We start from the raw sequence: 15684 nt of genomic DNA on the forward strand, positions 1-15684 counted from the left end.
TGAAGACGGGCCGCAAAACCCGTATCCTAGGGCGTTTCACAGGAAAATTGCAGGACGTAGGTGGCGATGCTCCCCCGACCCAAACTGAACGCCTTTCAGAAGAAAATCCTTGCGGCCGGTATTCCGGTCGTCCTGCTGGCCGGTCTCTGGCTGTCGGGAAACTCCACGGCGGTGACCACGCCCATTGAACTGACCCTGAAACCGGACACAGGCGCCGCGGCCACAGACACTGCCGGCCAGAGTGAGCCGGACCCGAAGCAGGAAACCTACACGATCCAGCGCGGGGACACCCTGAGCCAGCTGTTTGATGCACGGCACATCCCCGCCAACGTGCTTCACCGCATCCTTGAGGCGGATTCCGAATACCTCGCCCTCGAAACCCTGATGCCAGGCACGGAGCTGACGTTCCAGTTTGACGATCAGCAGGCGCTGGCCGCCCTGTCCCTGAAACTGGATCCGGCGCGCACCGTTACCTTCAGCCGGCAGGACGACGACTCGTTCCAGTACGGGCTGGTGGAAGCGGACACCCACTGGGAGTCCCAGATCCTGACCGGGCGGATTGAGGGCAGTTTTTACCGGTCGGGCCTGAGGGCGGGACTGACCGACGCCCAGGTGGTCAGCCTCGGCCAGATTCTCAAGCACAAGATTGACTTTCGCCGCGCCCTCCGCGCCGGCGATCCGTTTGCGGTCATCATCGGCCATGAAATTACCGACGACGGTGACGAGGCAACCGGTAAAACCCGCATCGAAGGGGCCACCCTGATCCGGGGCAAAACCACCTACACCGCGTTCCTGCACTACGATGGCAACTATTACGACCAGTACGGAGAAAGCGTGCTCCCCGCCTTCCTCCGTTGGCCGACGCAGCGGCACTACCGGGTAACCTCCTCCTTTGACCCCAACCGCCTGCATCCCGTGACGGGCCGCCACGCGCCCCACAACGGCGTCGACCTGGGCACGCCCTCGGGCACGCCGGTGATGAGCACCGGCGATGGCGTGGTCAGCCGGATTGGCAATCACCCCTATGCGGGCAGGTACATCGACATTGATCACAACGGCTCGTTCGAAACCCGCTACCTGCACCTGAGCAAGATCCTGGTACGCCGGGGCCAGCACGTGAAACGGGGCGAGAAAATCGCTCTGTCCGGGGCCACCGGCCGGGTAACCGGCCCGCACCTGCACTTTGAGTTTCACATCAAAGGCCGGCCGGTGAACCCGCTGACCGCCAAGATTCCCACCGCCGCCAGCGTGCCCAGGGCCGAGCTGGCCGGTTTCAAGGCCAAGGTGCACCGGGAGATGGCCTTGATGGATGAAGCCGTCGATCCGAGCAGGCAACTGCTGGCCCAGAAACAGAGCGATTAACCAACAGGCCCTGTGAAAAGGCCTGGCGGACTTTCGCCTTGGGTTATCCGTGATCGCCTGTTGTCGGTCCAGGCCATCAGCTGCGGTGATCGAACCGCTTGGAAAACTCGATGCCGGCGGTCACCACCGCATCGCTCAGCCCAAGCTCCTGCTGCAGGTTGGTCACCATCGCCGGGCCACCGCGCAGGTAATAGGCGGCGACCATGTTGCGGTCTACCCCGGCCTTGCTTTGTGCCAGCTCATAGGCGGTCCGGAGTTCAAAAGCCGCTTGCCCGTAGAGGCCCTTGGTCATCAGGACGATGCCCAAATCGTTGCGGATTTCTGCGCGGGCGGGCGCCTTGCTCTTCGCCGATTGCAGGGCTTCCAGCGCCTTATCAACGTCGCCGCGTTTGACGTAGACGACGCCCAGTCCGTGATAGGCCTCTGGGCTGCCGCAGGCCTCAACGATCTGCTGGTAGGCATTCTCGGACAATTTGAGCTGGTCCACCTTCCCGAGGAGCTGGGCCCAACGAAGCCAGTGGTACTGGGTCTGGAATTCCAGGGTCTCGAGCCGGGCCAGGGCCGCGTAGTTCTGCGACTTGGCCATCATGGCATCGATGGCGTCGAGCTCCACCCGCTGCTCCGGGGATACCGTGGTGGAACAGTTGATGTTCAACTCCCGCCGCCGGTTCGCTTCTTCCTCCGAGACCCTCTTTGCCGATGCGGCCGACACCTCAGAGGTCGGTTTCTCCGGCTGTGACGCTTCCACGGCCCTGGTGGTCGGGCCCGTCTCCTCTTCCAACGGCGGCGGCAGGGCGCACCCGGAAACCAGCAACGCCGTCAGCAGGGCGGTGCCCGGAAGGCCAGTGGACAGTCGGAACATCATTCGGTTCTCCTTGCTCGTAAATCCTGAGATATCAATAGATAGCAGATCGCGGGACGATATCCCAACCGTCGGCCTGTTAAATTCCGTAGTGACGTGTAACAAAAAAGGCAGGGCCCCAGTGGACACCCTGCCTCTCGATCCCGATATCAACGGCTGGCGTGGCGTACCATCCGATGACGCCTTACCGCTCCAGAATCGCCGTCACTCCCTGGCCGCCAGCCGCACAGATAGAGATCAACCCCCGGCCGCCGCCTTTCTGCTCCAGCAACTTGGCGAGGGTCGCGACGATGCGGCCACCGGTGGCCGCAAACGGATGCCCCGTGGCCAGACTGCTGCCCTTCACGTTCAGACGCTCCCGGTCGATGCTGCCCAGAGGCTTGTCCAGCCCCAGGCGTTCCTTGCAGAACGTCGGGTCCTCCCAGGCCTTGAGGGTGGAGAGCACCTGGGCGGCAAAGGCCTCGTGGATTTCGTAGAAATCGAAGTCCTGAAGGGTCAGGCCGGCCTTCTCCAGCAGGCGTGGCACCGCGTAGGCGGGCGCCATCAGCAGACCTTCCTTTTTATCGACAAAGTCCACGGCCGCCACCTCGGAGAAGCTCAACCAGGCCTTGACCTCCAGGTTGTGGGCCTTGGCCCATTCCTCGCTCGCCAGCAGAACACAGGAAGCGCCATCGGTGAGCGCGGTGCTGTTGGCAGCGGTCATGGTGCCGTTTTCCCGGTCAAAGCAGGGTTTGAGCGTGGCGAGCTTTTCCAGCGTGGTGTCCGGGCGCAGGATATTGTCGCGATCCAGGCCAGCCAGCGGCGTTAACAGATCATCGAAGAAGCCCTCGTCATAAGCCTTTGCCAGCTTCTGGTGGCTTTCCCAGGCCAGGATGTCCTGTTCGTCCCGGGGAATGTTCCACTCTTTGGCGGTGATCTGACAGTGATCGCCCATGGACAACCCGGTGCGGGGCTCACCGTTCTCCGGGATTTCCGGTACCAGGTGGCGGGGGCGAAAGCGGCTCAGGATCTTCAGGCGTTCGCCGGCGGTACGGGCTCGGTTCAAATCCAGCAGGATGTCCCGGAGGCCCTCGCCAACCCCGATGGGCGCGTCCGAGGTGGTGTCGGTGCCGCCGGCAATGCCACACTCAATCTGGCCCAGGGCAATCTTGTTGGCCACCAGAATGGTCGCCTCGAGCCCGGTGCCGCACGCCTGTTGAATGTCATAAGCCGGGGTTTCCGGCGCCAGTCCGGCGCTGAGCACCGCCTCCCGGGTGAGGTTGAAGTCCCGGGAATGCTTGATCACCGCACCGGCGACGACTTCACCCATGCGTTCGCCGTCCAGGCCAAAGCGGTCTACCAGCCCCCGAAGCGCGGACGTGAGCAACGACTGGTTGCTGATCTTGCTGTAGGCCGTGTTGGATTTGGCGAACGGCACTCGGTTTCCGCCCAGTACCGCAACACGGCGGACGCCGTTGGGGGCAGCCGCCCCTGGCGTGGATTTCTTGGGGGCGGCGGTCTTGCGGCCGGCCGCAGATGGACGACGTTTGGCAGTGGCCCCGCTGTCCGTCTTGCTGGCAGCGCGACGGCGGGGTTGTTTGGGCTCGGTCATGGTTCAGGTCCTTGTGGGTTACCGGATAACAGCGAGTCTACCGACCCCACGCTAGGCCTCATTGGCAGCCCTGACAACCCGGAACCCGCCTTGAGTCAATACAAAAACCGGCAGATTCTTTACCCTGTGTTGCAACGTCCCATTCCTGTGACCAACAAGGAACCACCCATGTCTGACCTTTACCTGAAACTTGTGAGTACGCCGGTGGGGAAATCCGCCGCACAAACCCTGGGCCTGCCTGCGCCCGTGCCCCTGCGTCGACTGAAGCGGACCGATGAGCCGTTCATTGAAGGCGACGTACTGATCGGCGCCGCGAACGGTGCAAAAGCGATCGCCACCCTGGGGCGCATTCTCGGCGCCAGCGCCGCCAGCCTGCACCATGCGACAGGGCCGCAGACCCTGTCGGATTCGGCCAGCGCCGGCAACAAGGCCCGGGCCTTGACCCTGCCCCCCGAGAACGACCGCCGCTTCTCGGCCCTGGTCTTCGACGCCACCGGCATTCGCACCCCGGATGAGCTGCGGGCCGTCTACGACTTCTTCCACCCGACCATCCGCAATCTGGCCGGCAACGGTCGGGTTCTGGTGATTGGCCTGGACCAGGCCAGCTGCCGGAAGGCGCCTCACGCCGCCGCGCAGCAGGCCCTTGAGGGGTTTGTTCGCGCCGTGGGCAAGGAAATCGGCAAGAAAGGCGCCACGGCGAACCTGATCCGCATGGTGAATGGCGCGGACGAGCAGCTTGAATCCAGCGTGCGCTTTTTCCTTTCCCCGCGATCAGCTTATGTGGATGGGCAGGTGGTCCGAATTGCTAAAAGCGCGTCGGCACCGGCCACCAACCCGGTCGCACCGCTCAGCGGCAAAGTCGCGCTGGTCACGGGCGCCTCACGGGGCATCGGTGCCGCGATCGCCCAGACCCTGGCCCGGGACGGCGCCAAAGTCATCGGGCTGGACATTCCGGCGGCCCTGGACGATCTGCAGACAGTGACCGACAGCCTGGGTGGCAAAGCGCTGGCCTGCGATATCACGGACGAAAACGCGCCGGCGCAGATTGCCGATTTCGCTGAGGAACACTTCGGCGGTCTGGATATTGTGGTTCACAACGCCGGCATCACCCGGGATAAAACCCTGGGCAACATGCCCGAACACTTCTGGGACATGACCATCGCGGTGAATCTGAGCGCCGAGGAACACATTGACGAAACACTGCTTGAACGGGGCCTGCTGAAGGAGAATGGCCGTATCGTGTGCATCTCGTCGATCAGCGGTATCGCCGGTAATTTTGGCCAGACCAACTACTCCACCGCCAAGGCCGGCGTGATTGGCTACGTGGAATCCATGGCCCGGCAACTGAAAAACGGCGTTACCATCAACGCCATTGCCCCGGGCTTCATCGAGACCCAGATGACGGCAGCCATGCCAATGACCATCCGCGAAGCGGGCCGGCGCATGAACAGCCTGTCCCAGGGTGGGCAGCCGGTGGATGTGGCCGAGGCCATTGCCTGGTACTGCAGCCCCGCGTCGGGCGGCATCACCGGTAACGTCGTTCGGGTCTGTGGCCAGTCGCTGATCGGGCGCTAGAACGAAAAAAGGGCCGATCCCATCGGACCGGCCCTTTTTCGGAAATCTGGTGGGTGGTGCAGGGATCGAACCTGCGACCCTCGCCTTGTAAGGGCGATGCTCTCCCAGCTGAGCTAACCACCCAGAAAGTGGCGGAGCGGACGGGACTCGAACCCGCGACCCCCGGCGTGACAGGCCGGTATTCTAACCAACTGAACTACCGCTCCGCGTCAGTTCCGGGCGTTCATCTCCGGAACTTGAAACCGGATGCACGATCCGGCCTGGAAACTCGATGAAGTGGTGGGTGGTGCAGGGATCGAACCTGCGACCCTCGCCTTGTAAGGGCGATGCTCTCCCAGCTGAGCTAACCACCCGCACGACCTCTTCGAGGCTTTCCGTCGCTTGCTCTCTCAAGCAAGTGAGACGCGCATTTTAAGCATTTCGTCGGCAGTGTCAAACCTTTTGCCCGGATTTTCCCGAAAAAATCCCTGGCAACCAAAAAGTGGATAGTTTTCAGACACCTTACGCCGATGAACGGGGCCGTTTGCGGCCAGCTCGGGGTGCTTTCGCCGGGGTCGACGGCGCGCGCTGGCCCGCCCGCGCGGCCTTCTGGTTCAGCGCCAATTCGCTGACCCGTTCGCGGCGTTCGGCGGGCACCGAACGACTGGCCAGCTCGCCGTTCCAGGCGTCCAGGCGCTCTCGCCAGTGCGCCAGCCGCTCGACCAACCGTGCTTTCATTCCATGTTTTGATGCCATTCCCGGGGTCTCCCTTCCAACGAATCTCCCAAGTTTAGCACCGCCCATCACGCCGGCAATGATTCTTCCGGAGCCGTCCTGCGTCAGCAGGGCAAATCCTCAGAAGGGCCACCAGCCGTCGCCCCCGGCGGCATCTTCTTTCTCGCGCTGGGCCTCAATGCCGGCGTACTGGCGCTCCAACGCCTCGAGCTTTCGGTCCGACTCCAGCTCCACATCGGCGCTCCCGAAGGGCCAGTACCAGGGACCAGTATCCAGTTTGCCTTCCGCTTCCAGGCGTGCCAGCTCCTCTTCCCGAGCCTGCTCCAGGGCCGCCTTGCGTGCCACGTAGTCCTCGTCCTGGTTGGCCCGGACAATGGACGTACCGGCGTGGTTCGGCGCCAGCATGTCGCTGTTCAGAAAACGGGTCGACACCAGTTCATCCGCCTGCATGGCGTAATCCCGGGTCACCAGTTGGAGATCGCCGTGGGCCAGCGGATCGTCCGGGTCGAGGGAGGGGTTCACCTCGTCCGGCTCACTCAACTCGTTGTAACGCAGATAATAGATGTGACCCGGCTCGACCGTCAGGGTGGCATCGGCGATCAGGCTCAGGCTGAACGAATTGAGCCCCTCCAACCCCAGCAGCGGCCGGCGCATCGCAATGTGACGTTCGCCGGGGCTGACTTCCAGCCAGGTGTAGCTGTCGTTTCGGATATTGAAGTAGTGAACGTCATCGATGTAGACGCTGGGGGATTCAATCTCATCGGCCGCCCACTGGGAATCGGTGCGGTAAAAATACAGCAGCGCGTTGGACGGGTTCCACTGGTCGTTCGGGATATGCACAAAATCCGGGCCGGAAACCGGATGCAGATAGGCCCCGGTACTTTTACCGATGGATTGGTAGACCGTGCAACCGGAGCTGGCGGCCGCCACGGCCAGCCAGACCCCCACGGACCAGAGGGAGAGCCGACGCCCAGTGCGGGGCCGGTCGCGGAAACGCTTGCTCATGGTTCTGACTCATCGTCCTGTTACGAGTGATCCGATCATAACAGGGGCAAATCGGCAGAAATGAGAGCTACCGCAAGGGAACGCAACAATCGGTTACAAACCTCAGCAATCGCCTCGTCCCCTCGCCATCCTCGCCCCGGGGGAGGATGGCGTTGCTGCCTTGAGGCGCCGACTCACTTGGCGGCAGAGCGGGCCCGCAGCTGATCCACCTCCTCGGATAATCGCACCAGTCGCGAGGTGAGCTGCGCCCGGGACGCATCGATGGCATCAACGGTCTTGCCCAGGTTGGCCAGCTTGTCCGAGAGTGCCTGGATCGTGGCTTGCTGCTTCGGATTGTCCGCCTGCTTTTCCAGGGCGGACACCCGGCCGTCCAGACCGTCGAGGGTCAGAGATTGTTCACGGCCAAACCGCTCCAGGCGGGCTTCTACGGTTTTATCCACGCCATCAAGCCGCTGGCCAATTGAGGCGATCTGCTCCTGCGACTGCTGTTGCTGCTGTTTGATGGCCGCCAGATCGGCCTCCAGCGCCTTTTTGGCCTGGGCCAGATCCGTGGACAGGCTCTCGATCGCCTGCTTGCGCTCGGCCAGGTCGTCAGACAGCGCCTTGATTTGCCCCTGCTGCTCGTCGAGCCGGGCCTTGTTGCGCTCGTTGGCAACCACCCACAGCTTACGGATCTCGCTGTTCGCGGTCTCAAGCGCCTTGGTGTTGGATTCGATGCGACCGGTCAGGCTGTCGCCTTTCTGCTGAAGGCTCTCCCCGGTTTCAGACAGCTCCCCCTCAAACCGCGCCAGCGCCAGCTTGCTCTGGCGGGCCCAGTAGTCGGCTTCTTCAAGCTGAGATTCGAGGGCCTTAATCCGCTGTTGCTGCAGGTACCAGCCCGCCCCGGCCGCCACCGCCACCAGCACCAGAGCGAACCAGAGCAGAGCGCGCCCCCCACCGGTTGATCGCCCCCCCCGGGGTGCCTTGGGCGATTGATCACGGCCGTTGCCTGAACGCTTGTCTCGGGGCGCCGGGGCCGGCTTTGCGGCCGGCGCCGGGCGGGGATTGCCACCCCCAATGGGCGCGCCCGCGCGCAGTTCGTCGTCGTCAGGTCGAATCGGGTCCATGGCAACTCCGCTGATTGCGTGAAAGCGACGATCATACCGTCTCCGCGGCGCCAGAGAAACGTCGCCACTCGCGGCGCCGGGACCAGCCGTCGGCTCGCCCCATCCCGTGCGGCTGGATTCCCGGGGAGTTTGCAGGAAAGATAGCCAAATCATACAATGGCCGGCTTTCCAACCACCTCGGGACGTTGCATATGCAGCCGCTTGCAGGACTCATCATGGGCTCGAAATCCGACTGGCCCACCATGGAACACGCCGCCGCCATGCTCGAGCGGCTGGGTGTACCCTACGAAACCCGGGTTGTCTCGGCGCATCGAACGCCGGACCTGCTGTTTGATTACGCCAAAACCGCCGCCGAGCGGGGCCTGAAGGTGATCATCGCCGGCGCCGGCGGTGCCGCCCATCTGCCCGGGATGGTGGCCTCCCAGACAGCGCTGCCGGTGCTGGGCGTCCCGGTGCAGTCGAAAGCCCTGAACGGTCTCGATTCCCTGCTGTCCATCGTCCAGATGCCCGGCGGCATTGCGGTGGGCACCCTGGCCATTGGCAAGGCTGGCGCCACCAACGCCGGCCTGCTGGCCGCACAGATCATCGGCACGTCGGACAGCCGCGTCCGCGAAGCCGTCGAGCAGTTCCGGGCCGAGCAGACCCAGACCGTCCTCGACAACCCTGACCCGCGAGACTGAACCCGGGTATTCCGGACAGGAGAACGCACATGCGAATCGGTGTACTTGGCGCCGGCCAACTCGGGCGAATGCTGGCGTTGGCTGGCTACCCGCTGGCCAAGACCTTTGTGTTTTACGACATGTCGGGCAGCCCGAGCGCCGGGCTGGGTGAGATCATCATCGACCGGGAAGGCGAGTACCTGGACGATCTGCTGTCCCGGGTCGACCGGATCACCTACGAATTCGAACACCTGCCGGTGGGGATTGCCGAGGAACTGGCGAAGCACAAGCCGGTACACCCCTGCCCCCGGGCCCTCCAGGTCTGCCAGAACCGTGAGGCGGAAAAAACCCTGTTCGGCGAGCTGGGCATTCCCACGCCCAAGTGGCAGGTGGCAGACAGCGCCGACGCCCTGGCCCGTGCCGCCGAAACGCTCGGCTGCCCGGTGGTGGCCAAGTCCGTGACCGAAGGCTACGACGGCAAGGGCCAGGCGGTCCTGAGGGACCCCGCAGATGCGGCAAACGCCTGGGCAGCGATCGGCCACCACCGCCTGATCGTCGAGAAGTTCGTGGAGTTCCGGCGGGAGGTGTCCATCATTGCCGTGCGCGCCGAGGATGGGGCCGTCGCGTTTTATCCGATGGCAGAGAACACCCACCATGAAGGCATATTGCGCTACTCCATTGCGCCGGCCCCCAGCCTGAGTGACGCGGTGCGCGCCGACGCCGAGCGCTACATCCGCGCGCTGCTGAACGAATTGAACTACGTGGGCGTATTAACCCTCGAGCTGTTTGAGACCGCCGACGGTCTGGTGGCCAACGAAATGGCACCACGGGTGCACAATTCCGGGCACTGGACCATCGAAGGGGCCATGACCAGCCAGTTCGAAAACCACATTCGCGCGGTCAGCGGGCATCCTCTGGGCAACGTCGCCGCCCGTGGTCTAAGCTGTATGATCAACATCATCGGTGAACACGGTGACATCGAGCGAATTCTGGAACTGCCGTACGCGCACGTCCACCTGTACAACAAGGGGGAACGGGCGGGCCGAAAACTTGGCCACGTCAACGTACTGGCGGACAGTTACGAGGAGCTGGTCTGGCGGGTACGCAACTGCGCGCAGTTCCTGCCCGGTTGCCCGGAGTTTCACAGTTCACTGACGGCAAGGGGTTGATTTGGCACAAATCGCCCCTATAGTCAGTTACCGGTATCCGTTCGTTAACGATATCGCCGGTTAACGACTTACACACAAACAGAGAGACAGGGAGAACGACCTCATGGCCTTTGAACTTCCCGCACTGCCCTACGAAAAGAATGCACTGGAACCGCACATCTCCCAGGAAACCCTCGAGTACCATTACGGCAAGCACCACCAGACCTACGTCACCAAGCTGAACGGCCTGGTGGATGGCACCGACAACGCCAACAAATCCCTGGAAGACATCATCAAGAGCGCCAGCGGCCCGCTGTTCAACAACGCCGCCCAAGTGTGGAACCACACCTTCTACTGGCACTGCCTGAGCCCGAACGGCGGCGGTGCGCCGACCGGCGCCGCCAAAGACGCCATTGAGAAGGCGTTCGGCTCCTTCGAGAACTTCAAGAAGGAGTTCAACGACAAGGCTGCCAACAACTTCGGTTCTGGCTGGACCTGGCTGGTGAAGAAGGCCGACGGCAGCGTCGCCATCGCCAATACCAGCAACGCGGAAACCCCGCTGACCGGTGCGGACAAGCCGGTGCTGACCGTGGATGTGTGGGAGCACGCCTACTACATCGACTACCGGAACTCCCGCCCGAACTACCTCGAGGCGTTCTGGAACCTGATCAACTGGGACTTTGTGAACAAGAACCTGGCTTGATGCCGGTTCTGCCCAGATGAGGCCGGAGGTGCGCTGCGCGCGTGTCACCGGTAAAAAGCGCCCGCCCCGTGCGGGCGCTTTTGTGTCTGGCCGAGACAAAACCAGAACAAATTGATACACGACGCGCTCGCGAACTGTCTAAAAATCAGGGATATTCTGTGCGGTAGACAATAAAATACACCATACTTATTTTTCGGAACGATGGAACGCGGGATCCACCGGCTTCCCCAACGGAATTCCCTGACGGACTGACCTCGGACAATGCCTCAGCCACTGCAAACGGAACAGCATCTCGGGTACCGGATCCTGCTGTGGACCCTGGCCATCGCCCTGATTGCCGGCGTTCTGATCAGCTGTGTTCAGGTGTCTCTCGATATGGTCCGGGTGTCCGATGAGCTGGACGCCGATGCCGGCCAGACCATCGCAACCGTGCAGGACTCCGCCACCCAGGCGGTGTTCAGTATCGACGCGCAGCTGGCCAGCCAGGTGGTGGACGGCCTGTTTGCCAAGGAAGCGGTTCGGGCCGTCCGCATATCCCACCCCAGCGGCGAAACCCTCGCCGAACGGCGCCGCCCACTGGAAACCACCGATTTCCGCAGCCTGACCGACCCGATCTTCCGGCAGCAGCGTGCCTACCGCCGAGCACTGATCCGGGCCAGTGAGCCGGGCACGGTCTACGGCTATCTGGACGTCGAGTACGACACCGCGCCCGCCGCCCGGGTGTGGCTGAACCGGGCCGCAGTCACCTTTACCTCCGTGATTGCCCTGGCCATGGTGCTGTGTGGCCTGATGTTCGTGGTGTTCCACGTGTTGCTGACCAGCCCGCTGTTGCGCATCGTTCGCTCGGTGCGCCAGGTCGAGCCGGACCAGCCGGACAACCGTCTGCTGGCGATGCCAGAAGGCCACGGCCGGGACGAACTCGGGCTTTGGGTAAATACCACCAACAACCTGCTGGTGGCGATTGCCGAGAGCCAGAAGAGCCGCCGGGAGGCGGAGGACCGCGCCACCCAACTGACCCAGTTCGACAAACTCACCGGGCTGAACGGCCGGGATACCTTCATGGACGCCTTGAGAGGTGCCATCCTGGAAGCAGCCAGCCACGGCCGGCAGCTGTCCCTGTATGTGCTGGGCCTGGACGACTTCAAATCCATGAATGAGCAGTTCGGTTTCCGGACCGGAGACCAGCTTTTGATCAGCGTTGGCCAGCGCCTCACCCAGACCCTGGGCAGCAGCCGGTATACGGTCGCCCGCCTGGGCAGCGACCAGTTTGCGGTGCTGGAAACCGAACTGCGGGACGGCTTCCAGGCCGCCGATACCGCCGAACAGATTCTGACGTGCTTTCGGGCGCCGGTGGACGTGAACGGCCAGCGTCTGTCCTCGTCCGCAACCGTGGGGATTGCGCTCTATCCGGCCGACGCCGGCGACGCTGAACGCCTGCTGCAGAGCGCCGAGCAAACCATGGCGCTGGCCAAGCAGAACGGACGCAACCACTTCCAGTTCTATGTGGCCAGCATCGACCAGGAAATCCGGGACCGTAAACAGTTGGAAAAAGACCTGGTGAATGCCCTGGAGCTGGGCCAGTTCCGGTTGGTCTACCAGCCCCAGATCAACCTGGAAAGTAAACGGGTGATCGGCGCCGAGGCGTTAATCCGATGGGAGCATCCGGAGCGGGGCAACGTGCCACCGGATTACTTCATTCCCGTGGCGGAAACCAGCGGCAGCATCATCGCGATTGGCCAATGGGTGCTCGACCAGGCTTGCGAACAAGCGGCGCGCTGGGCCGCAGACGGTCAGCCGATTCGTATGGCGGTCAACCTTTCCGCCGTGCAGCTGAGCAAAGACAGCATCGTCGACGATATCCTGGCAACCCTGGCCCGGCATCAGATCCCCGCGGGCCGCCTGGAGCTGGAGGTGACGGAAACCAGTTTCATGACCAACCTTCAGGACGCCGTGGACAAGCTGCGGGCACTGCACCGGGCGGGCGTCAGTATTGCCGTTGACGACTTTGGTACGGGCTACTCGTCTCTCACCTACCTGAAGCAGATGCCGGTTCAGCACCTGAAAATCGACAAGCAGTTCATCCGGGACCTGCTGGTTAACGAGGAAGATACCCGTATTGCCAACACCATCATCGATCTCGGCCGTAGCCTGAACCTGACGGTGGTTGCGGAAGGGGTGGAAACGGCGGAGCAGGAATATTACCTCTCCCAGCGGGGCTGCAAGCTGGCCCAGGGCTATTTCTTCAGCAAGCCGCTGCCGGCTGACGAGTTTGAGACCTTTGTCCAACGCTTTCACCAGCAGATGGTCGAAAATAACCTCTGATCGTTCAACCAAGGAGTTACCATGGGTACCACCGTTATCGGCCTGGTGGTCATCGCCGCCGTCGTCCTCTACCTTGTGTTTATCTACAACCGGCTTGTGTCGCTGCGCAATGAATTCAAGAATGGGTTCGCGCAGATTGACGTACAGCTCCAGCGCCGCCATGACCTGATTCCCAATCTGGTCGAGGCTGCCAAGGCCTACCTGGCCCACGAAAAGACCACGCTGACCCAGGTGATGGAGGCCCGCAACAACGCCGTGAGCGCCCAGCAGGACGCCGCCGGCGATCCGGGCGACAGCACCCGCATCCAGCGCCTGGGCAGTGCCGAGAACCTGCTGACCAAGGCCCTGGCGAACTTCTACGCCGTTGCCGAAAACTACCCGGACCTGAAAGCCAACGAGACCATCCAGCAACTGATGGAAGAGCTCTCAAGCACCGAAAACCGGGTGGCGTTTGCCCGCCAGGCTTACAACGACGGCGTGATGGGTTACAACACCTTCCGGGAGCAGTTCCCCAACAACCTGATTGCCGGTTTCTTCGCCTTCAAGGAAACCGCCCAGTTGCAGTTGGAGTCTCCCGAGGCCCGGCAAGCGCCCAAAGTCAGCTTCTGACCCGTTACGATGGCCTCCACCGGTTTCTTCCAGCGCCAGGCCAGTGCCCGGCGCAATACCCTCTGGCTGGTGCTGCTTTTTATCACCGCAGTCCTCCTGATCACCCTTGCGGTGACTCTGGTGGGTTACCTGGTCACACGGCATGACGGGCCCGACGTGCCGTTTCAAGCCTGGCTGCTGTCCAATCAGGGGCTGATCACCGCCGGTGCCGCGGTCAGCCTGATTACCGTCGGCTCGATGGTGAGATGGATAGACCTTGCCGGCGGCGGCGACCGGGTTGCCCGCATGGTTGGCGCCCGCCTGATTCCCCCGGACACGACCGACGCCGACGAACGCCGCCTGCGCAATGTGGTCGAGGAGATGGCCATCGCCAGCGGCGTTCCGGTGCCAGACCTTTACGTTATGGATCAGGAAACCGGCATCAATGCGTTTGTTGCCGGTTATACGCCGGGGGAGGCGGTGATGGTGGTGACGCACGGCGCCGTCACCCACCTGAACCGGGACGAGCTGCAGGGCGTCGTGGGCCATGAGTTCAGCCATATCCTCAACGGCGACATGCGGATTAACGTGCGGCTGATCGCCCTGCTCGCCGGCATACTGATGATCGGGCAGATCGGGGGATTCCTGCTCCGCTCCATGTCCTACCGTAGCGTGGGCTCCCGGCGGGATAACCGGGGGCAGGCTTTCCTGGCCATTGTCGGCCTGGCGCTGCTGGTGATTGGCTACGTTGGGGTCTTTTTCGGCCGCCTCATCCAGGCGGCCGTGTCCCGGCAGCGGGAAACCCTGGCCGACGCGTCTTCGGTTCAGTTCACCCGCAATCCGGAAGGCATTGGCAGCGCCCTGTTCAAGATTGGTATCAAAGGCGGCTTTCTGGAGGCCACCCGACACGCCAGCGACATGAACCACATGTGCTTTGGTGAGTCCACCCGGATGCGCTTCAGCGGCTGGCTCGCCTCCCATCCGCCCATCGAAGAGCGCATTAACCTGATACAGCCGGGCCTGCTGGCGCGCCTGCGCAGCCGGATGCGGGACAGCACCCCGGCGGCCGATCTTACGGCCGGTGCACGGGCAGCTCCGCTGGAAGCCACCGGCTTTTCCGGACAGATCTCCTCGCTGGCTACCGACATCCTTCAGCCTGTACAGCGCCGGCGCGGGCACCAGGGCGCTGCCGTTGCGCCCGGGACACCGGCACTGTCCGAGCGCGTCGGCCAGAATACACCGGAAACCGAGGCCTTTGCCCTGCGTTTCCTGAACAGCCTGCCTGCCACCTTCCGGGACCTTCTGTATACCCGCACCGGCGCCGTCCAGCTGTGCTACGCCCTCGTTGTATCCGGCCTGCCAGAGGCAGACCGGGGCCCGGCGCTGGCGGCGTTGGCCAATCCGGAGTCCCAGCCGGCGCTGGCCGTGCAGCCGGACCTCATGGCCAAGTACTTCCCCACCCTGGAACAACAGGGGGATGGGGTACGCTTCCCTGCCCTGGAGCTGGCCATGCCCGCGCTGCGCAAACTCGATCCGGACGAGCGGGCCGGTCTGATTCGGAACGTGCGAACGCTGGCGGAGGCAGACAAGCGCATCAGCCTGTTCGAGCTCGCCCTGGGCAGTTTCCTGCAGCGTCATCTCGGGGCGGGTGCGGGGCGGCAGGTGCCGGTGCAGTTCCGCCGTTACGGCGCCGTTATTGAGGACATTCGCCAGCTTATGAGCCTGATGGCCAGGGCCGGCACCGACGACCCGAACTCCGCCGAGGCGCTGTACCGGCAGGCCATGGCCGGATTTGGCGACCAGCAGAGCGCCCGCGCTCCCATGGCAGGCCGGGTAAGCCTCAAGGCGCTGCAGACGTCCCTCACCCGGCTGAACCGCCTGTCGCCGCTGCTGAAGCCGGCAATCATCGATGCCTGCGGCGAGTGTGTGACCCACGACGGCCTTATCGACGCCAAGGAATATGAGCTGATGCGACTGATCGCCGACCAGCTTGACTGCCCGATGCCGCCGATCTGAGGCGGCCAGGCGCGGGACGGTTTGACGCGTCGT

Annotated in this window: 13 protein-coding genes and 3 tRNA genes; 8 read left to right on the forward strand and 8 right to left on the reverse strand. The window is 63.2% G+C overall.

From position 1 onward, the window contains the following. The first annotated feature begins 66 nt into the window (after nucleotides 1-66). Nucleotides 67-1362 (forward strand): peptidoglycan DD-metalloendopeptidase family protein, encoded by a 1296-nt coding sequence (locus V3388_RS07815; RefSeq protein ID WP_336366965.1) that lies wholly within the window; start codon nucleotides 67-69, stop codon nucleotides 1360-1362. Nucleotides 1363-1438: 76 nt separating this feature from the next. Here the strand turns inward: V3388_RS07815 and V3388_RS07820 are convergent, their stop codons facing one another. Further along, the gene (locus tag V3388_RS07820) at nucleotides 1439-2227 is read right to left on the reverse strand and encodes a tetratricopeptide repeat protein (protein WP_336366966.1); all 789 of its coding nucleotides are present in this window, start codon (nucleotides 2225-2227) and stop codon (nucleotides 1439-1441) included. Between the two features lie 181 nt (nucleotides 2228-2408). Then, nucleotides 2409-3815, reverse strand: a complete 1407-nt coding sequence (locus V3388_RS07825) for an acetyl-CoA C-acetyltransferase (RefSeq protein ID WP_336366967.1) — start codon at nucleotides 3813-3815, stop codon at nucleotides 2409-2411. 168 nt (nucleotides 3816-3983) lie between these two features. Here V3388_RS07825 and V3388_RS07830 point away from each other — a divergent pair, with 168 nt between their 5' ends. Beyond that, nucleotides 3984-5390, forward strand: coding sequence for a 3-oxoacyl-ACP reductase (locus V3388_RS07830; protein ID WP_336366968.1), 1407 nt, complete (start codon nucleotides 3984-3986; stop codon nucleotides 5388-5390). Nucleotides 5391-5437: 47 nt separating this feature from the next. Here the strand turns inward: V3388_RS07830 and V3388_RS07835 are convergent. From V3388_RS07835 to V3388_RS07860, 6 genes are all read right to left on the reverse strand, one after another. Then, nucleotides 5438-5513 (reverse strand) — tRNA-Val (locus tag V3388_RS07835). 6 nt (nucleotides 5514-5519) lie between these two features. Next, a tRNA-Asp gene (locus V3388_RS07840) sits at nucleotides 5520-5596 on the reverse strand. A 71-nt stretch (nucleotides 5597-5667) separates the two neighbouring features. Continuing rightward, a tRNA-Val gene (locus V3388_RS07845) sits at nucleotides 5668-5743 on the reverse strand. 148 nt (nucleotides 5744-5891) lie between these two features. Continuing rightward, nucleotides 5892-6125 carry a hypothetical protein gene (locus V3388_RS07850; RefSeq protein ID WP_336366969.1) on the reverse strand — a complete coding sequence of 78 codons (234 nt, stop codon included), beginning with the start codon at nucleotides 6123-6125 and terminating at the stop codon, nucleotides 5892-5894. A 99-nt stretch (nucleotides 6126-6224) separates the two neighbouring features. Next, nucleotides 6225-7109, reverse strand: a complete 885-nt coding sequence (locus tag V3388_RS07855; protein ID WP_336366970.1) for a DUF2846 domain-containing protein — start codon at nucleotides 7107-7109, stop codon at nucleotides 6225-6227. A 173-nt stretch (nucleotides 7110-7282) separates the two neighbouring features. Further along, the gene (locus tag V3388_RS07860) at nucleotides 7283-8215 is read right to left on the reverse strand and encodes a hypothetical protein (RefSeq protein ID WP_336366971.1); all 933 of its coding nucleotides are present in this window, start codon (nucleotides 8213-8215) and stop codon (nucleotides 7283-7285) included. A gap of 191 nt (nucleotides 8216-8406) precedes the next feature. Here V3388_RS07860 and purE point away from each other — a divergent pair, with 191 nt between their 5' ends. The 6 genes from purE (at nucleotide 8407) to V3388_RS07890 (ending at nucleotide 15651) form a co-directional block, all read left to right on the forward strand. Continuing rightward, nucleotides 8407-8895 (forward strand): 5-(carboxyamino)imidazole ribonucleotide mutase, encoded by a 489-nt coding sequence (gene purE, locus V3388_RS07865; RefSeq protein ID WP_336366972.1) that lies wholly within the window; start codon nucleotides 8407-8409, stop codon nucleotides 8893-8895. 29 nt (nucleotides 8896-8924) lie between these two features. Continuing rightward, nucleotides 8925-10043 carry a 5-(carboxyamino)imidazole ribonucleotide synthase gene (locus V3388_RS07870; RefSeq protein ID WP_336366973.1) on the forward strand — a complete coding sequence of 373 codons (1119 nt, stop codon included), beginning with the start codon at nucleotides 8925-8927 and terminating at the stop codon, nucleotides 10041-10043. A gap of 103 nt (nucleotides 10044-10146) precedes the next feature. Next, on the forward strand, nucleotides 10147-10725 hold the full coding sequence (locus tag V3388_RS07875; RefSeq protein WP_336366974.1) for a superoxide dismutase: 579 nt from the start codon (nucleotides 10147-10149) through the stop codon (nucleotides 10723-10725). A gap of 261 nt (nucleotides 10726-10986) precedes the next feature. Continuing rightward, complete coding sequence (locus V3388_RS07880; RefSeq protein WP_336366975.1) at nucleotides 10987-13047, forward strand: putative bifunctional diguanylate cyclase/phosphodiesterase; 2061 nt, start codon at nucleotides 10987-10989, stop codon at nucleotides 13045-13047. A 21-nt stretch (nucleotides 13048-13068) separates the two neighbouring features. Further along, the gene (locus V3388_RS07885) at nucleotides 13069-13656 is read left to right on the forward strand and encodes a LemA family protein (protein ID WP_336366976.1); all 588 of its coding nucleotides are present in this window, start codon (nucleotides 13069-13071) and stop codon (nucleotides 13654-13656) included. A 9-nt stretch (nucleotides 13657-13665) separates the two neighbouring features. Next, entirely contained in the window at nucleotides 13666-15651 is a 1986-nt protein-coding gene (locus V3388_RS07890) for a M48 family metallopeptidase (protein WP_336366977.1), read from the forward strand. The last annotated feature ends 33 nt before the right edge of the window (nucleotides 15652-15684 follow it).

It is taken from the genome of Marinobacter sp. C2H3, from assembly GCF_037080155.1.
GTDB lineage: Bacteria > Pseudomonadota > Gammaproteobacteria > Pseudomonadales > Oleiphilaceae > Marinobacter.